This is a genomic window from Mesorhizobium sp. KR1-2 (genome assembly GCF_040045035.1).
Classification (GTDB): domain Bacteria; phylum Pseudomonadota; class Alphaproteobacteria; order Rhizobiales; family Rhizobiaceae; genus Pseudaminobacter.
This window is the reverse complement of sequence record NZ_JBDZDS010000002.1, coordinates 345,031-360,655: the sequence shown is the minus strand read 5'-3', so window position 1 is coordinate 360,655 and position 15,625 is coordinate 345,031. Positions and strand designations below refer to the sequence as shown.

The 15,625-nt window shown below is 63.1% G+C and carries 19 protein-coding genes and 1 riboswitch; of the genes, 12 read left to right on the top strand and 7 right to left on the bottom strand.

Annotated elements, in window-relative coordinates; translation table 11 throughout:
• Positions 1-217 precede the first annotated feature (217 nt).
• Together ABLE85_RS05950 and ABLE85_RS05945 are read right to left on the bottom strand one after the other, a co-directional pair.
• Complete coding sequence (locus tag ABLE85_RS05950; RefSeq protein ID WP_348791780.1) at positions 218-358, bottom strand: DUF1127 domain-containing protein; 141 nt, start codon at positions 356-358, stop codon at positions 218-220.
• A gap of 51 nt (positions 359-409) precedes the next feature.
• Positions 410-550, bottom strand: coding sequence for a DUF1127 domain-containing protein (locus ABLE85_RS05945; protein WP_348791779.1), 141 nt, complete (start codon positions 548-550; stop codon positions 410-412).
• Between the two features lie 232 nt (positions 551-782).
• On the opposite strand from ABLE85_RS05945, the gene ABLE85_RS05940 reads away from it, so the two are divergent.
• The 3 genes from ABLE85_RS05940 (at position 783) to ABLE85_RS05930 (ending at position 4,021) form a co-directional block, all read left to right on the top strand.
• Positions 783-1,895 carry a DUF2157 domain-containing protein gene (locus ABLE85_RS05940; protein ID WP_348791778.1) on the top strand — a complete coding sequence of 371 codons (1,113 nt, stop codon included), beginning with the start codon at positions 783-785 and terminating at the stop codon, positions 1,893-1,895.
• Positions 1,892-2,476, top strand: a complete 585-nt coding sequence (locus tag ABLE85_RS05935; protein ID WP_348791777.1) for a GDYXXLXY domain-containing protein — start codon at positions 1,892-1,894, stop codon at positions 2,474-2,476. The genes ABLE85_RS05940 and ABLE85_RS05935 overlap by 4 nt, the downstream gene beginning before the upstream one ends.
• A 792-nt stretch (positions 2,477-3,268) precedes the next feature.
• Positions 3,269-4,021 carry a hypothetical protein gene (locus tag ABLE85_RS05930; RefSeq protein ID WP_348791776.1) on the top strand — a complete coding sequence of 251 codons (753 nt, stop codon included), beginning with the start codon at positions 3,269-3,271 and terminating at the stop codon, positions 4,019-4,021.
• Positions 4,022-4,666: 645 nt separating this feature from the next.
• On the opposite strand, the gene ABLE85_RS05925 is transcribed toward ABLE85_RS05930, so the two are convergent.
• Positions 4,667-4,906 (bottom strand): hypothetical protein, encoded by a 240-nt coding sequence (locus ABLE85_RS05925; protein WP_348791775.1) that lies wholly within the window; start codon positions 4,904-4,906, stop codon positions 4,667-4,669.
• A 319-nt stretch (positions 4,907-5,225) separates the two neighbouring features.
• On the opposite strand from ABLE85_RS05925, the gene ABLE85_RS05920 reads away from it, so the two are divergent.
• The gene (locus ABLE85_RS05920; RefSeq protein WP_348791774.1) at positions 5,226-5,612 is read left to right on the top strand and encodes a MerR family DNA-binding transcriptional regulator; all 387 of its coding nucleotides are present in this window, start codon (positions 5,226-5,228) and stop codon (positions 5,610-5,612) included.
• Between the two features lie 63 nt (positions 5,613-5,675).
• Here ABLE85_RS05920 and ABLE85_RS05915 read toward each other — a convergent pair whose 3' ends face one another.
• Both ABLE85_RS05915 and ABLE85_RS05910 read right to left on the bottom strand, forming a co-directional pair.
• On the bottom strand, positions 5,676-6,152 hold the full coding sequence (locus ABLE85_RS05915) for an isoprenylcysteine carboxylmethyltransferase family protein (protein ID WP_348791773.1): 477 nt from the start codon (positions 6,150-6,152) through the stop codon (positions 5,676-5,678).
• The gene (locus ABLE85_RS05910; protein WP_348792116.1) at positions 6,149-7,147 is read right to left on the bottom strand and encodes a DUF1624 domain-containing protein; all 999 of its coding nucleotides are present in this window, start codon (positions 7,145-7,147) and stop codon (positions 6,149-6,151) included. The genes ABLE85_RS05915 and ABLE85_RS05910 overlap by 4 nt, the downstream gene beginning before the upstream one ends.
• Before the next feature lie 80 nt (positions 7,148-7,227).
• Between ABLE85_RS05910 and ABLE85_RS05905 the strand changes: the two genes are divergently transcribed.
• Positions 7,228-8,058, top strand: a complete 831-nt coding sequence (locus ABLE85_RS05905) for an aldo/keto reductase (protein WP_348791772.1) — start codon at positions 7,228-7,230, stop codon at positions 8,056-8,058.
• A 114-nt stretch (positions 8,059-8,172) separates the two neighbouring features.
• Positions 8,173-9,372, top strand: coding sequence for an MFS transporter (locus ABLE85_RS05900; protein WP_348791771.1), 1,200 nt, complete (start codon positions 8,173-8,175; stop codon positions 9,370-9,372).
• Here ABLE85_RS05900 and ABLE85_RS05895 read toward each other — a convergent pair.
• Positions 9,341-10,543, bottom strand: coding sequence for an aromatic ring-hydroxylating dioxygenase subunit alpha (locus ABLE85_RS05895; protein ID WP_348791770.1), 1,203 nt, complete (start codon positions 10,541-10,543; stop codon positions 9,341-9,343). The two genes, ABLE85_RS05900 and ABLE85_RS05895, sit on opposite strands and share 32 nt — an antisense overlap.
• A 166-nt stretch (positions 10,544-10,709) precedes the next feature.
• A riboswitch (cobalamin riboswitch) is annotated at positions 10,710-10,905 on the top strand.
• Between the two features lie 35 nt (positions 10,906-10,940).
• Between ABLE85_RS05895 and ABLE85_RS05890 the strand changes: the two genes are divergently transcribed.
• From ABLE85_RS05890 to cobO, 4 genes are read left to right on the top strand one after another with little or no spacing between them, the layout of a single operon-like run.
• Positions 10,941-11,120, top strand: coding sequence for a CbtB-domain containing protein (locus tag ABLE85_RS05890; RefSeq protein ID WP_348791769.1), 180 nt, complete (start codon positions 10,941-10,943; stop codon positions 11,118-11,120).
• A 12-nt stretch (positions 11,121-11,132) separates the two neighbouring features.
• A complete protein-coding gene (locus ABLE85_RS05885) occupies positions 11,133-11,894 on the top strand; it encodes a CbtA family protein (protein ID WP_348791768.1) in 762 nt (253 codons plus the stop codon).
• Positions 11,887-12,402 carry a bifunctional adenosylcobinamide kinase/adenosylcobinamide-phosphate guanylyltransferase gene (gene cobU / locus ABLE85_RS05880; protein WP_348791767.1) on the top strand — a complete coding sequence of 172 codons (516 nt, stop codon included), beginning with the start codon at positions 11,887-11,889 and terminating at the stop codon, positions 12,400-12,402. Before ABLE85_RS05885 ends, cobU begins: the two co-directional genes overlap by 8 nt.
• A gap of 1 nt (position 12,403) precedes the next feature.
• A complete protein-coding gene (gene cobO / locus ABLE85_RS05875) occupies positions 12,404-13,021 on the top strand; it encodes a cob(I)yrinic acid a,c-diamide adenosyltransferase (RefSeq protein WP_348791766.1) in 618 nt (205 codons plus the stop codon).
• Positions 13,022-13,031: 10 nt separating this feature from the next.
• On the opposite strand, the gene cbiB is transcribed toward cobO, so the two are convergent.
• Complete coding sequence (gene cbiB / locus ABLE85_RS05870) at positions 13,032-13,997, bottom strand: adenosylcobinamide-phosphate synthase CbiB (protein WP_348791765.1); 966 nt, start codon at positions 13,995-13,997, stop codon at positions 13,032-13,034.
• On the opposite strand from cbiB, the gene cobD reads away from it, so the two are divergent.
• Together cobD and ABLE85_RS05860 are read left to right on the top strand one after the other, a co-directional pair.
• Positions 13,996-15,051, top strand: coding sequence for a threonine-phosphate decarboxylase CobD (cobD, locus tag ABLE85_RS05865; protein WP_348791764.1), 1,056 nt, complete (start codon positions 13,996-13,998; stop codon positions 15,049-15,051). The two genes, cbiB and cobD, sit on opposite strands and share 2 nt — an antisense overlap.
• Positions 15,052-15,053: 2 nt before the next feature.
• Entirely contained in the window at positions 15,054-15,569 is a 516-nt protein-coding gene (locus ABLE85_RS05860) for a tyrosine phosphatase family protein (protein ID WP_348791763.1), read from the top strand.
• Positions 15,570-15,625 lie beyond the last annotated feature (56 nt).

Genomic DNA, 15,625 nt, shown 5'->3' with positions numbered 1-15,625 from the left:
GAGGTGAACGCTGACCTTATTCATCGGAGCCCGGGAGGAGGTAGGCGCCGACGAAATTCCTTTCGCCATTTGAGGGTGCGAAGGCCCTTGGAGAACAGCACCCGCCGAGGGAGGAGGTTCGGCGGGTGCCGTTAAAGGCGGTCAGCGATCGGGAGGAGGAAGAACGCTGACCTTATTCGTCGGAACCCGGGAGGAGGTAGGCGCCGACGAAATTCCGTTAGATCGACCGGCGAGCGACCGAGTGGATTTCGCTGCGGCTGATGCCGAGGTCGTTGAGTTCGCGGTTGGACAGGCGGCTCAGCTCGGAAACGGTCTCACGGTAGCGGCGCCAGTTGCGGAAATTGCGGAGGATATTCATTTTTTCTTGCTTTCTTTATTTAACGGACGTGGCCGGATGGCCCTTGGAAAATCAGATCGACTTGCGCGCGACGAAAGGAATGTCGCTGCGGCTGATGCCGAGGTCGGTGAGTTCGCGGTTGGACAGGCGGCTCAGCTCGGAAACGGTGTCACGGTAGCGGCGCCAGTTGCGGTAATTGCGGATCAGGTTCATCTTCGTGCTCGTCTTCGGTTCGTTTTCTTCAATCGCTGTTTACGAAGCCTAGATAGGCTGAGCCGGACATCTTTAAAAGCGCCGTTGGTGCATGGCAGCAATGCGTTTTGTGCATTGCAACATTAATCGATTTTAGCAGCTGCGGCACAAATGTGACCAAATCTTAAAAATCTCGTGACAACAAAGAGTTGGAAGGCGATCTTTTGCCGCGGACAGGTCTGGAGTGAGGGAATTGACAGGTTATTCGTCGCGGGTGAATCGAGACATTGCGCGCTGGGTCGAGAAGGGGCTGATCGACGCCGCGACGGGCGAGGCGCTCGTCGGCGATGTCGCGGCAAATGAAAGCCGTGTGTTCAGCTTCGGCTCCGTTCTCGCAATCATGGCTGCCCTGCTGCTGGGCGCTGCAATCCTTCTTCTCGTTGCGACCAACTGGGAGGATATCCCAAGGCTCGTCCGAGTGGCCGGTCTGTTTGCGATCATCTTGGGCGGCTATGTCGGCGGCGCGGTGGTGAAGGCGCGCGGCCAGGACGCTATCGCCGAGGGGCTGTGGCTCGTGGCGGCGGCCGCCTTCGGGGGCTCGATCGCACTGATCGGGCAGATGTATCACCTGTCGGGCGACGAAAGCTCGGCCATGCTGACGTGGTGCTTCGGCACCGTGCTTGCGGCCGTGGCGCTGCGTTCGAATCCGCTCACCGTGGCGGCGGCCGCGATCGGTGTCGCCTGGCTGGCTATCGTTGGCCTTGATGACGGGAATTTCCGTTACAACCTCAATACTTACCCGATCATTGCTGTTGTGGTGTGGCTGGCGTCCTACTGGACACAGAGTCGCGTGGCGCGTCACATCATCCTGCTGTCGCTGGTGTTGTACGCTTGCTTCCTGGCGGTGCATCACGATGTGACCGCGACGGGCATCGCCCTTGCATTGCTCTCGAGCGCGTTGTTTGCGCTGGCCGCCGTGCTACCGGCGCCGGTAGAGGCGTTGACGCGGCTTGGTGGAACTTTGCCGGTTCACGTCCTGATCGGCTTCCTCGCTGGCCTCGCCCTTGTCCAGGCAGAGCAAATCGACCACGCCGGGCGGCTGGTGCTGGCGGCGCTTGTGGTTTTCGCCGGCATAGCGACTGCGCTCTACCTTGCGGGTCGGGACAGCCGCGCACTGCGCACGATCGCCTATATCGGCTTTGGCCTCGAACTCTGCTTCGTCTATGTCGTGACCATCGGCACCATGCTCGGCACGGCCGGGTTCTTCCTGGCCTCCGGCATCGTGCTCGGCATCATCGCCATCGTCATCATTCGGGTGGAGCGGCGGATCCGGAACAGACTCACCAATCAGGCGGGAGCAGCATGATGACCAGAAACAGGCTCCTCGTTTCCGCGATCATCTTGGCGCTGCTGCAGATCGGTTTCCTGTCTTGGATCATGGCCTCTCGCGCTGCGGTCCTCCGCAACGGGCAAGAGGTTTTGCTCAAGGTCGAGCCCGTCGACCCGCGCGATCTTCTGCGGGGCGACTATGTCAGCCTCGGTTATGACATTTCCACTATGCCGGTGAAGATGATCGTGAACCGCCCGTCCGGCGCGGCAGTGACTGAGGGCGGGCCGATCTGGGTGCGTGTCGAGAAGGGCGCGGACGGTTTCTGGCAGCCGACCTCGGCCTCGCTGGGCACGGCCTTTGCGACTTCGCCCGCCGAGGGACAGGTGGATGTGCGTGGCACCGTCCTGTCCGGCTGGTCGCTCGACCAGGAGGAGACCATCCACGTCGACTACGGTATAGACCGCTTCTATCTGCCTGAAGGCGAGGGGCGCGCGATCGAGCAGGACATGCGTGTGCGCAGCTTCGGTATCCTGGCGGCCGTCGCAGAAGACGGGACGCTGCAGATCAAGGGGCTGATGGACGGGAACAGGATGCTGTTTTCCGAACCGCTTTATTGAGGGATTGAGGGCCGCATGCGGCTGCGACCAGGAACGCCGCCAGCGGCGCAGCCGTTGGGTCGACAGCGCCGCCCGCATCCTTCGTGGCGTCAGTTTGCGTGCTGCCCTGCACGGAATGCGTCGGATAGTCGCTTTTCGTCCTCCGGCGTCAGCTTTGGTTGATCGAGCGCAATGGTCAGCTTGTCGATCTCGCCAGTGAACGGGAAGGGGACCTGATAGTCCTAGTCGTCCACCGGCGTGCCGGTGTCCGAGCCGATGTCGAACGTCTCGTCGATCGGTAGAAGCAGCGGTATGGCGTGCTCTAGTTTCTGCGACGAGACCTCGCGGCCGTCCATCTTCAGAACGCCAGTGCCGCGGCGCCCTATGCCGCTCAGATTGTTGAAGGCCAGGGTCGCGAAGTCGAGCCCGTCATATTTGAAGTCGAACTCGATAGTGTGCTTTCCAGGCGTGAGGGCATCCGGATGGAAAGACCACCGATGACCAACCAGCCAGCTACACCACTCCTTGGGACATCATCGAGGCGGCAGCGCGGACGTTTTTGGTATTTGGGTTGCTGACCGACTTGCTGTTTTCCATGTTGTTGTCTTCCACTTGGTGGCCTGCGCCGACCGCTCTTGAAGGAAGGCCATGTTGTCAAAGTATGCTACCAACTCGCGAGCCTGCCGCCTCAGGAAGACGGCACGGTCTTTTTGCGCCCTTAGAGAAGAGGGCTATCTAGAACATTTCGATCAAGTGAGGCACAACTCCGGCAGTTGTCACCATCGCGAGCGGCGGACTTGGGGGAAGTTGAACATGCGTTGTCGTCTGGCGGCGCTTCTGTTGATATTTCCGCTCGTTGCCCAGGCTGCGCCATTGACGCCGAACGAAGGCGCAGTCGCTTTCACCGGCACACTGACCGACGGTGACGACAAGTCGGGCAGCTTCACGATTGAAGCCCTGCTCAAAGACGGAGATTTCACCGGTCGGGGCCGTATCGTGACGAGCGATTACACGGTCGAAGGCAACATCACGCAGGGCTTTCTCGAAAACGGCCGTTGTTCGATCAGGATCGAGTCCGGGCGCGCACACGGCGACATCAGCGGCAAATGTGATAGCGACAAGATAGAGGGGCAGTTTGAAACGTTCTATCCTGGTGGTGGCACCAAACTGGGTATGGCCAGTGGGACCGGGCAAACCATGGGTGGCTCGGCGGCCGCCGAAGCTGTCCCGTTGCCTACCGCGAAGCTGACCTGCGCCTATCAAGACCGCAAAGTGAGCTTCAAGTGGGGCGAGCCGATCCAGTACAGCTTGTCCTTCAGCAATATGGGTAGCCTGACGCTCACTCCCACAGGGAGCTATAGTTCCGGGAGCAGCGCCGAGGGCCGTTTCGTCCGTACCGGGGACAAGATCAAGCTCGTCAGCGGTCCTTGGGCAGGGGCTGTCGGTAGCGTCGAGCGCGATCGCTCGGGCGAGCCCGCGGTGATCTTCCACATTGAGGAGAATCTCCGGCCCGACGGCGCCCATCTTGTCGACCCCTACACGACACGTTGTACCCGTTCACGCTGACCACCGAGATCCGGGTGCGCGGCAACGAACAGCAGCCTCGGAACGCGAAGCATTGACGTGTTGAAATGCACCGTCAGACCGCTGCCACAACAGTAGGCGGTGCCGATGAAGACCATGCCTGAGCCGAATGCTGCGATGGAGGGCTCTGGCAGGAATATTGAGACCACGAAACCGACGGCTGTTTCGACAAACCCTGCGCTCCACTGCCAAGCTGTCGCGATCGTTAGGCGCCAGAGCATAAGAAATGCCAGAGAGTTACCGGCACCACATAGAAAATAACATCACTCATACTCGCCCCAATGTGACTTCCTTATGGAGTGCCCCCTCGTGGTCCAGCCCGAGGGGATCACTCCATTAAAATATAAATTTCTTTGACATTTGAGCCGAAAATAACTGGCTCCTTTGAAGAATTCCGACAAGAGACGGGCGCGTTTCTCTTCTTCTTGGTAGCCATTGGCTCTGCAACGGACGTTGGTTCTGCGGGAAGGAGCTTTCCACATTTGGGGTTTATCTTGATTCTAACCCCACGCGTTGCGGGATGATAGGATGTTGCAAAGCCGGACCGTCGCGTAAGTTGCGGCCAGTGTCGGCCAAGGCCGGAAACTCCTGGGTCCTAGGCGGATGACGATCCGTTGCTGCGATGACCTATCGTTCGGCTGTCCGTCGAGACGGCCGTCGCCAACTGGTTCTCTTCATCAGATATTTTTCCAGCATCAACCTCAAGCCGGGTTCGTCGGTAACGCCCTCCTGAAATTGATGCGTGAGAAAGCGGGCAGCGTCGCTCTCCATCGTCGAGCCCTTCACCAGGTGACGAAGACCGGCTTCGGTGAGGATGCGCTCGATCATCGCCATGTCGGGTGGGGTGAGAAATTGCTGATTGGGCATGGCGCTCTCCCGTGGGAGGTGGGTTTTCCAGTCTCGCGGCATCGCCCCTCAAAATGCCACCTCGACAAAGATGCACCCATAGGCGGGCTGCGTCCATTGGGGAAATCACCCTGCGATGTCAGGCCTGATTCGTAGCCCTGGGCCGGGATTGAACGCTCTGCATGCCTCCGCAGGGCGGAGGCTGACGGCCAAGGGCTTGCTCCTGCGTGAGTTCGGGAGGTTAAGGGCTACAGCCGGGCCGTTCGTTCTCAATTGACTTTTACGTAAATGCCGTGCGAAAACTTTCGCCACATTCGCGCCAAGCGAAGAGGGAGTCCTCATGCGGGAATATTATTCGATCACGGAACTGACCCGCGAATTCGACATCTCCACGCGCACTTTGCGGTTCTACGAGGATGAGGGGCTTATCCAGCCGGTGCGCCGCGGTCGCACGCGCCTGTTCCGCCCATCCGACCGGCATCTGATCAAGCAGATCATGCGCGGCAAGCGGCTTGGCTTCTCGATCAACGAGATCCGCGAGATCATCCAGATGTACAAGGAGCCGCCCGGCGAGGTCGGCCAGCTCAACCTGATGCTCAAGCGCATCGAGGAAAAGCGCGAGGATTTGCGCCAGAAGCGGCGCGACCTCGAGGAGACCCTGGCCGAGTTGGATCAGGCCGAGGAATCTTGCGTCGAGCGGCTGGCCGAACTCGGCGTCACGACCTGACGGAGGCCGCCGCCCTCCAAGGCGACGGTCTCCTGCAACTGCGGCATGCGCGGCCCGGAACGGTCAGATCCAGCGGCGCACGCGCTTGGCGTAGTCGCGATAGCGTTTGCCGAAGCGCGCTTCGAGGTGCTTTTCCTCTCGCTCGACGGTGAGCTTCTGCGTGGCGTATCCGGCCAGCACCGAAAAAGGCAGGAACCAGACGATGCCGGTGATCAGGCTGATGCCGATCATCAGCAGGCTCATGGAAAGATAGATCGGGTTGCGGGTGACGGCGAAGGCGCCGCCCGTGACCAGATGCTCGGCCGCCTTCGTCGGCAATACCGTGGTCTGCGCTTGCCGCATCACGTAAAGCGCGGAAGCATACAGGGCGACCGCGCCGAGCGCGGCGAGCCAGCCCGTTGCGAACAGGATGTCGCCCAGCAAGCCGGAAATCCAGGGCAGGGGAAGGACGACGTTGAGAATGATGCTGATGGCGATGGCCGCGATATAGATCAGCGGCGGCCATGGAAATGCGTTCGGCCTGTCGTGTATGTCGGTCATGGCGTCTCTCCCTCCAGCAATTCGCCGTCCGTCTTCGCCGTACAGAATCCGGCGTTTTCCCGCATCTTAGCGCTGAGTTCCGGCGATGTACTGCCGGAAAATACTTGGTCGAGCCCATCTTTTTCCAATTCGTCGAGCATGCAGACGCAATAGCGCACGCAGAACTCGGCATCCCGCGTCTGCTCGCAAGTCTTTTCGCAGGAGTTGCGGAAGCGCACTTCTTGCGACGGCACCTCTGCCGGCATGACCTGCGCGAATAGCCAGACGCACGAGATCAGCACCGGTTGGTGGATGAGGTAGAAGGCGAGGCTGTGCCGTCCGGCGAAGTTGAGCGGCCACGACCAGGCGCCGAGGCGAATGTCCGCCAGCCGGTCGAACAGCCCGCTGGAGGTCGCCAGCCGGCCGGCGCCGATGCCCGCCAGCACCGCGCCGAACCAGGGGCAAAGCGGCACGTAGTCGTTTGAATGCGGGTTGTTGGCCGACAGCCCCACCCACCACAGGGCCGGATGGTCGAAGAATTCACTGCGCAGGAAGTTGGGCGCGGCGATCACTGCGGCCGCGACGATGAGGGTGAGCCAGGCCGGCAGCCGCAGGAAGGCGAGGCCGAGAAGGCTCGCCAGCGCGATCTGGTGCAGGATGCCGAAGAAGATGAAGCCGTCCGGCACGGCGATCCGCGTGACGATGGAGATGGCGAGGGCCGCGCCGGCAACCATGGCGAAGCGGCGCCAGAAGGGTTTCCAGCGGATGCCTCGGCCGTGCGCCAAGACCAGGCTTACGCCGACAAGGAACAGGAAGCTTGAGGCGATGCAGCGCGCAAACAGTTTCCAGCCGCTCACCGCCGTCATGCCGGGGTCGACATAGCCGAAGAATTCCAGGTCCCAGGTGAAGTGGTAGATGGCCATGGCGACCAAGGCCAGGCCTCGCGCCAGGTCGAGCGCGTCGATGCGCCTGCCTTTGGCCGGCGAGGCTTGATTCGTCTGGATATCGGGGTACATGGCAGTGGTCGAGGGCGATGTGGTCATGGTCGCCATGGTTAGCATGGATGACGCGGCCGAAGAATGACGGGGAGAATGTGATGCACAACGTGAATGCCAATGGCGCCTCCATTCCGGCGCTGGGACTGGGAACCTGGACCCTGAAGGGCGAGGAATGTTCCGCATTGGTCTCGCATGCGCTGTCGATCGGCTACCGTCACGTCGATACCGCCCGCCGCTACGACAACGAAGTTGCCGTGGGCGCGGGCCTGCGGGCCTCGGGCATTGCGCGTGACGAGTTGTTCGTGACCACCAAGGTGTGGTGGACGGACATTGCGCCCGGAGATCTGGAGCGCTCGGCGGAGGCCAGCCTCAAGGATCTCGGTCTCGACCAGGTCGACCTGCTGCTGATCCATTGGCCGAACCCGAGCATCCCGCTGGAGGGCTCGATCAAGGCATTGAACGCCGCCAGGCGCATGGGGCTCGCCCGTCATATCGGCGTGGCCAACTTCCCCTCCGGCCTGCTGGCCAGGGCGATCGCGCTTTCGGAAGCGCCGCTGGTTTGCAACCAGGTCGAGTATCACCCCTATCTCGACCAGTCCAAATTGCTGCGTTTGTGCCGCGAGAATGGCGTGGCCCTGGTTTCCTATTGCCCGTTGTTCCGGGACGGCGGGCTGTTCAACGAAAAGGCAGTGCGGGACGCCGCCGCCCGCCACGGCAAGACACCGGGTCAGATCGTGCTGCGCTGGCACGTGCAGCAGGACGGCGTGTCGGCTATTCCCCGCACCTCGAAGGCCGCGAGGCTGGCCGAAAACATCGACATCTTCGACTTTGCCTTGTCCGACATGGAGATGGCGGCGATCTCGGCATTGACCAGCCAGAACAAGCGGCTGTGCGATGACGATTTCGCGCCGGAGTGGGACGCCGCTTAGGCCACGATGCGGCGGTTATAGCCCCACAGCCATTGCGACGGCCGAAGGTCGGTTTCCTGCTATCGTGTGGCCGCCCGCGCCTGCCAACCTGCCCTTGAAAGATCCGGTGCAGGAATGGTCACGCAGGTAAGACATCCCATCTGGCTTCCCGCCGTAAAGCAGGCGGGCGCGCGCACATTTGCCACGCTCTATGCGCTTGAATCCTTTACCCGAGCGACCATCGCCAGCGTGGTGCCGATCCAGGCCTATGAGCTGCTGCAGAACAAGCAGGGCGTCTCGCTGCTCTACACGCTGGTGGCGCTGATCGGCCTCTCGGCGACGCTGTTCATGCCGATGCTGATCAGCCGCTTCTCACGCCGATGGATCTATACGACCGGAGTGGTTCTGCTGGCCCTAGGCTCGCTGCTGTTCATGACCCATTCGCTGCCGGGGCAGATGCTGGGCATGCTGGCCCGCGTCATGGGCGCCAGCGCGCTCGCCATCACGCTCAACCTCTACATCATGGACCACATCCGCAAGACGGAGATCATGCAGGCCGAATCGCTGCGCATGGCCTGGTCGATGATGGCCTGGACCGGCGGGCCGACGCTCGGCGTGTTCCTCTATACGCATTACGGAATCGTAGCCACACATGCGGTAGTGCTAGCCTTCGCGACGGCGCTGCTGATCACCTTCTGGTATTTCCGCCTTGGCGACAATCCGCTGATCAGTCCCGGCAAGACGCGGGCCGCCAACCCACTGAAGAACATTGGCCGCTTCGTTTCCCAGCCGCGGCTGCGCCTGGCCTGGGTGATCGCCTTCGGCCGCTCCTGTTTCTGGACGACCTTCTTCGTTTACGGGCCGATCCTGATGGTGGTGACGGGCGAGGGTGAACTGGCCGGGGGCCTGCTGGTTTCGGCCGGCAACGCGCTGCTCTTTGCCGCCATCTCCTGGGGGCGGGCGGGGCGGCGCTTCGGCGCGCGCAACGTGATGGCCTTTGCCTTCCTGGCCATGAGCGCGGCGCTGTTCGCGGCCGGCCTGGGCGGGGAGAACCTGCCGCTGATGACCGGCGGATTCCTGCTGCTCGGCGCGCTGTTTGCGGTGGCGCTCGACGCGCTCGGTTCCACTGCCTTCATGCGCGCGGTGCGCACCTATGAGAGGCCGCAGATGACGGCGGTCTACCGCACCTATCTCGATTTTTCTGAACTCCTGCCGCCGCTTGTCTATTCGGTGGTGCTTAGCTTCTTCGGGCTCGGGGCGGTGTTCTGCACGCTTGGCGTCTTCACCGTCTTTTGCGGCCTGCTTACCTGGCGCTATCTGCCGAAATCGATGTGACGTCGTGGGCGGCGTGCTGGCCGCCCACCCATTGATGGAAGCGATGCAGCTCGTATTCCTCTGGCATCAAAACACCGGCCTGGTGCCGCAGCGAGTGCAGGCCCTTCTGATTGAGTTCGCAGGCGGCGGCATCCTCCTCCAGCACGCGGGCCCCAAAGTCGACGATATTCTCCAGGTTGGCGCCCTCCGATGTCAGCGCATCCGCAGGAAACAGCCATTCGGCGGTAAGCTCGGTCTGTTCGGGGCCGAGGGGCATCAGCCGCACGGTGCGCACATAATCGACATGGCCGACTATGAACATGGACGGCAGGTGCATTGCATAGGTCTGGCCGGCGGCGCGCTCGGCCTCCGTCAGTGAACCGAAAACCGGGCCGTGAACGCGACCGTCCTCCGACCAGGTTTCGGCGCCCGCCCGAAGTCCGCCCGCAAATTCGGGGGCGTCGTTGTCGGCATGCAGCGCCCAGTCGGGATCGTCATGGCGCGCCATCAGCCCGCGGCCGTAGATCGGAACGAGGTGGGACAGGTTCTTGTGCACGCCCGGACAGTGCAGGCACTCGTTGAAGTTTTCCCAGAAAACCTTCCAATTGCAGTTCAGCACTTTGCGCAGGACATGGCCGGTGGCGAGTTCTTCCAAGGGCCAGTTGGTAAGGTCGCCGGAGCCGGGATCGAAACTTTCCGCGGCGGAACCGGCGGCATCCTCGGTGAGATTGACGAAGACGAAGCCGCGCCAGAGCGAAATCGCGACCGGATAGAGCGGGTAATCGGCCTTGTCGAAGCCAGCCGGAAGCGTCTTGGAGGGGATGCGCACCAATTCGCCGCGCAAGGAATAGGACCAGGCGTGGTAGGGACAGGTCAGCAGCCTGCTCTTCAGGCGGCCCTCGTTTTCGCGGCACAACTGTGAGCCGCGGTGCCGGCAGGTGTTGTGGAAGGCACGCAAGATTCCGCTTTCGTCGCGTATGACGAGGACCTGCTGAGTGCCGATCGTGAAGACCCGATAGGCTTGAGGCTGGGCGATGTCGGCCTCGCGGCAGAGCATCATCCAGTTGCGATACCAAATCGCTTCAAGATCTCGCCGATATTCCGCTTCGTCCCAATAGGAGCGGGCCGGCAGCGTCGTCTCGGCGGACCGCAGCCCATTGTAGGGATCGCTGTGTTCGATGTCGGCTCGCATAGCGCTACTCCCGGTCGACCGCACAAAACGGACACTGGCAAACGTCGATTGTCAATCATCATGCAAATGGCGGCGATTTGGCCGCTGGCAAGGACTTGTGCATTTGCGACCTCGATGGCCGCCAAAAGGGCGGGAATATGGTTTGCCGGGCGTGACGATTCTCCGTATAGTCGCGGCCGTCGTCGGTTCCGGACGGAACAAGAGGGAATGCGGTGCGGGCATTTTTTGTGCCCAAAGCCGCGGCTGCCCCCGCAACTGTATGCGGAGAGCCCTCCCCAAATGCCACTGAGGGTTACCTCGGGAAGGCGGGGAAGGGTGCAGACCCGCAAGCCAGGAGACCTGCCGGCGACGAAGACAACGCTAGATGCCCTCGGGTGGAGGGTGAAAGGACTTTAAAATGAACACGATTTCTTCGACGCTCGGCGCTTCTGCAAGCTCTTCCTCGCGCGCCACGCAGCTCGCGCTTTCCGCGCTGCTCGGCCTGTTCGTGATCGGCTTCGTCGGCTTCTCGCACATGGAAGTCGTCCACAACGCCGCCCACGACTACCGCCACTCGCTCGCGTTCCCCTGCCATTAAAAGGGGCTTCCAATGACTGTGTTTCGCAACGTCGTGTTCATCGCGGCGATCGCTGGGCTATTGTCCGGCATGGTCATGGCTGGGATGCAAACCTTCGCGACGGTTCCGCTGATTCTTCAGGCTGAGGTCTATGAAGAGGCTGCTGGCGGGCACGACCATGGTTCGGCACACAATATGCCAGGCATGGAGATGAGTGCCTCGGCGACCGCAGAAGCCGCTGCGCCCGCCGAGGAGGAAGAAGCCTGGGCGCCGGCTGACGGCCTCGAGCGCTTCAGCTTCACCGCGCTTGCCAATATCGTCACCGGCATCGGCTTCGCGCTGGTTCTGGTAGCCGTGTCCGAAATGGCGGGCGGCATTGCGGGCTGGCGTCAGGGCGTTTTCTGGGGCTTTGCGGGCTTTGCCGTGTTCACGCTGGCGCCGGGCCTCGGCCTGCCGCCGGAATTGCCGGCCATGCCAGCCGCCGACCTTGCCGCCCGCCAGGTCTGGTGGATCGGCACGGCCGTCGCCACGGCTGCTGGTCTTGGCCTGATCGCCTCCCGCAACTCGCTGGCCTTCTCGCTGCTCGGCGTGGCGCTGATCGTGGCACCGCACGTCATCGGTGCGCCGCAGCCGGCAAGCCACGAAACGCCCATTCCGGAAAGCCTGCACCACCAGTTCGTGGTCGCAGTCAACGTCACCAACCTGATTTTCTGGGTGGTGCTCGGGGCGCTGGTCGGCATCGTGCGTGGCCGCTTCACCGGAACGGCAAAAAGCCTGCGCGACAGCTTTGCCTGACGCCAGCACATTGACGCTGCTGCTCGGCGGCGCGCGCTCCGGCAAGAGCGCGCATGCCGAGCAGCTGGCGACCGGCTTTCCGGCGCCGTGGACCTACATCGCCACTGCCCAGGCCTATGACGACGAGATGGTGGAGCGCATCGCGCTGCACCGCGCCCGCCGCGTCGAGGGCTGGGAAACGCTCGACGCCCCGCTCGATCTCGTTGGCGCAATCGAGAGCGTGCCCGACGGCCGCCCGCTGCTTGTCGACTGCCTGACGCTATGGCTCTCCAATCATCTCCTGGCCGAACACGATCTCGAGCGTGAAAGCGAGCGTCTCGCCGAGGTGCTGGGCAAGCCGCGCGGACCATGGTTCGTCGTGGCCAATGAGGTCGGCCTCGGTATCGTGCCCGACAATGCGCTTGCCAGAAGATTTCGCGACGCCGCCGGCCGGCTCAACCAGAAGATTGCGGCCCGCGCTGACCGTGTGCTGTTCATGGTCGCGGGCCTGCCCATGCAGGTGAAATGACATGAAGGAAATCGACGACAGCGAAGCCGAACGCCACAAGGCCAAGATGGCCAAGCGCAAGGCGGTGCAGGATGCCGAAGTGGCCGGCAAGACCATCGAGCAGAAGGGCTTGCTGATCGTCAACACTGGCCCGGGCAAGGGCAAGACCACCGCCGCCTTCGGCCTTGCGCTGCGCATGATCGGCTACGGCCGCCGCGTCGGCGTCGTGCAGTTCGTCAAGGGCGCATGGCACACCGGCGAGAAGGACGCCTTTGCCGCCTTTGGCGACCGGGTGGTCTGGCACACAATGGGCGAGGGCTTTACCTGGGAAACGCAGGACATCAAGCGCGACATCGCCGCCGCCGAGGCCGCATGGGCCAAGGCGGTGGAACTCATCAACGATCCGACCATCGATCTCGTCGTGCTCGATGAACTCAACATCGCGCTGCGCTACGACTATCTCGACCTCGACATGGTCGTTTCGACCCTGAAGAATCGGCGCGAGGGGCTGCATGTGGTCGTCACCGGCCGCAACGCCAAGCCGGCGCTGATCGAGGCAGCCGATCTTGTCACCGAGATGGGCTCGGTGAAGCACCATTTTTCGGCCGGCGTGAAGGCGCAGCAGGGGATCGAGTTCTGAGACCTGCCGGTCAGGCTATCGCAACGATGGCCGCGAGCAATCCGAATCCCGCAATCATGATCAGGTCGGCGGTCCAATAAAGCCTTAGCGCGCGCCTGATGTCGGCGCTGGTTGCCTCGCGCCGGCCGTCGCCCATCGTGTGATCCTCGACCAGCATGCCGCCGTAGACGCGCGGGCCGGCGAGCGCGAGGCCGAGCGCGCCGGCCATTGCCGATTCCGGCCAGCCGGCATTGGGCGACCGGTGCTTGCCGGCATCCCGGAGAACAGAGCGCCAGGCGTTTTTCGGGTCGGCACCGGGCACAAGTGCCGCGGCCGCGACCAGCAGCAGACCGGTGAGGCGCGAGGCGGGCAGGTTGATGAGATCGTCGAAGCGGGCGGCGGCCCAGCCGAAGGCTTCGTGGCGCGGCGTGCGGTGGCCGATCATCGAATCGGCGGTGTTGGCTGCCTTGTAGGCGACGCCGCCGACGAGACCGCCGACGCCCAGCCAGAAGGCAGGTGCCACAATGCCGTCGGAAAAATTCTCCGACAGGCTTTCGATCGCCGCGCGGCAGACGGCGGCTTCGTCCAGTTGGTCGGGGTCGCGGCCGACGATCATGGAGACTGCGCGCCTGCCGGCGGCAAGTCCGCCCTGGTCGAGCGCGTCGGCCACTGCCTTGACGTGACTGGCGAGGCTGCGCTGCGCCAGCAGGCTGCTGCCGAGGATCGCCACGAGGATGATGCCGAAGGGCAGGGCCGAAAGAGCCGTTGAAATAGCGAATGCGATCGCTGCCGGCACGCCCATCAGAACGATGAGTGCTGCCACGCCCGAAATGCGGCGCTGCATGTCGGAAAGCGTCGCGCGGTTGAGGTGCCGGTCGAGGAAAGAGATCAGTTGGCCGATCCAGATGACGGGATGGCCAATTGCGCGCACCAGCCGATCCGGGTAACCGAAGCCCAGTTCGACGAATAGCGACAGGAAGGCGAGCAGGACGAACATGGCGCTTGTGAACGGGAACTCGGTGGATGCGGTGGCCGATCATGGTGGCAGTCTGGGCCGGGCCAGCGTGCTGTTTCCACATGCGCCGCTGCCCTGGATCGACCTGTCGACCGGGATCAATCCGCACTCCTATCCGCTTTTCGATCTGCCTGCCACCGCCTTCTCGCGCCTGCCGGAACCGGCGCGCGCGCGGGAACTCGCGGCCGGCGCCGCGGCAGCCTACGGCGCGCCGTCGGCCGCCAATGTGGTGCCCGCGCCCGGCACGCAGATCCTGCTGCCGCGCGTGGCTTCGCTGGTGAAGCCGGGCCGGGCGCTGGTGCTGGGGCCGACCTATGCCGAGCATGCGCGCGCCTGCGCCATTGCCGGTCACACGGTGGCGGAAGTGCGCGACTTCGATGCGCTGTTCGGCGCCGACATTGCCGTCGTGGTCAATCCGAACAATCCGGACGGACGCGTGGTGAGCCGCCGCGACCTTCTGGAGCTGGCCGACAAGATGCGCTCCAAGGGCGGGCTTTTGGTGGTCGACGAGGCCTTCATGGAAGTCGGCCCACGGGACGAGCGCGTGGACGGCGATGTAGAGCGCGGCGGGCTGGTCGTGCTGCGCTCCTTCGGCAAGTTCTTTGGGCTGGCCGGTGTGCGGCTTGGCTTTGCCATCGCGGCCGAACCGCTCGCGGCATTGCTCGATGCTGAATTGGGGCCGTGGGCCGTGGCCGGTCCGACGCTGGAATATGGCATCAGGGCGCTTGGCGACGAGGCGTGGCAGGGGGCGATGCGAAACACGCTGCGCGAGGATGCTGCGCGGCTGGACGCACTCTTTGCTGGCGCGGGTGTTCAAATGAGTGGCGGCACCAGCCTGTTCCGTTTCGTGAGGACTTCGGATGCTGCGGGGCTGTTTGCGGCGCTTGGCGAGCGCGGTATTCTCATCCGCAATTTTGGCTGGGACGACACTGCCCTGCGCATTGGCCTTCCCGGAAGAGAAGCCGAATGGAAGCGGCTGGAACAGGCGCTGGCGGTTTGGGCTGAAAAGCGGCACGCTCGCGCGACGGAGGCTTAGCCATGATCTATGTCTGCCCGTTGTCGAAGGTCGATGAAACCGTGGTGCGGTCAGGCGCGGAGCGCCTCGTGTCACTGCTCACGGCTGGCACGGAAGTTGTGCGGCCGACTGCGATCACGGCCGAGAATCACCTGCTGCTGTCGATGAACGACATCGCGGAGGCGCAGGCCGGCATGACGCTGCCGGGCGAGGCGCATGTGCGCCAGCTGCTCGATTTCACCCGCGCGTGGGATCGTGCCCGGCCGCTGGTGATCCATTGCTTTGCCGGCATCAGCCGTTCGACGGCTTCGGCCTATATCGTGGCGTCGGCCCTCGCGCCGCAGCGCGACGAAATGGAACTCGCGAAGGAACTGCGCTGGCTGTCCCCCTCGGCCACGCCCAACCCGCGGCTTATAGCGGTGGCGGATACACTGCTCGGGCGCGATGGCCGCATGATCGCGGCGATAAAAGGCATCGGCCGCGGTGCCGATGCTTTTGAGGGGACGCCCTTTGCGCTGGAGATTGAAGGGTTTCGCTAATTTCTGAAAGGCCTTTGACGGCAAGACGGTCGAGGCATGGGTCCCCGTAACCCCGA

Coding starts and splice junctions, on each gene's coding strand:
- ABLE85_RS05950 (WP_348791780.1), bottom strand. CDS start 358: ATGAATATCCTCCGCAATTTCCGCAACTGGCGCCGCTACCGTGAGACC.
- ABLE85_RS05945 (WP_348791779.1), bottom strand. CDS start 550: ATGAACCTGATCCGCAATTACCGCAACTGGCGCCGCTACCGTGACACC.
- ABLE85_RS05935 (WP_348791777.1), top strand. CDS start 1,892: ATGATGACCAGAAACAGGCTCCTCGTTTCCGCGATCATCTTGGCGCTG.
- ABLE85_RS05930 (WP_348791776.1), top strand. CDS start 3,269: ATGCGTTGTCGTCTGGCGGCGCTTCTGTTGATATTTCCGCTCGTTGCC.
- ABLE85_RS05925 (WP_348791775.1), bottom strand. CDS start 4,906: ATGCCCAATCAGCAATTTCTCACCCCACCCGACATGGCGATGATCGAG.
- ABLE85_RS05920 (WP_348791774.1), top strand. CDS start 5,226: ATGCGGGAATATTATTCGATCACGGAACTGACCCGCGAATTCGACATC.
- ABLE85_RS05915 (WP_348791773.1), bottom strand. CDS start 6,152: ATGACCGACATACACGACAGGCCGAACGCATTTCCATGGCCGCCGCTG.
- ABLE85_RS05910 (WP_348792116.1), bottom strand. CDS start 7,147: ATGTACCCCGATATCCAGACGAATCAAGCCTCGCCGGCCAAAGGCAGG.
- ABLE85_RS05905 (WP_348791772.1), top strand. CDS start 7,228: ATGCACAACGTGAATGCCAATGGCGCCTCCATTCCGGCGCTGGGACTG.
- ABLE85_RS05900 (WP_348791771.1), top strand. CDS start 8,173: ATGGTCACGCAGGTAAGACATCCCATCTGGCTTCCCGCCGTAAAGCAG.
- ABLE85_RS05895 (WP_348791770.1), bottom strand. CDS start 10,543: ATGCGAGCCGACATCGAACACAGCGATCCCTACAATGGGCTGCGGTCC.
- ABLE85_RS05890 (WP_348791769.1), top strand. CDS start 10,941: ATGAACACGATTTCTTCGACGCTCGGCGCTTCTGCAAGCTCTTCCTCG.
- ABLE85_RS05885 (WP_348791768.1), top strand. CDS start 11,133: ATGACTGTGTTTCGCAACGTCGTGTTCATCGCGGCGATCGCTGGGCTA.
- cobO (WP_348791766.1), top strand. CDS start 12,404: ATGAAGGAAATCGACGACAGCGAAGCCGAACGCCACAAGGCCAAGATG.
- cobD (WP_348791764.1), top strand. CDS start 13,996: ATGGCGCTTGTGAACGGGAACTCGGTGGATGCGGTGGCCGATCATGGT.
- cbiB (WP_348791765.1), bottom strand. CDS start 13,997: ATGTTCGTCCTGCTCGCCTTCCTGTCGCTATTCGTCGAACTGGGCTTC.
- ABLE85_RS05860 (WP_348791763.1), top strand. CDS start 15,054: ATGATCTATGTCTGCCCGTTGTCGAAGGTCGATGAAACCGTGGTGCGG.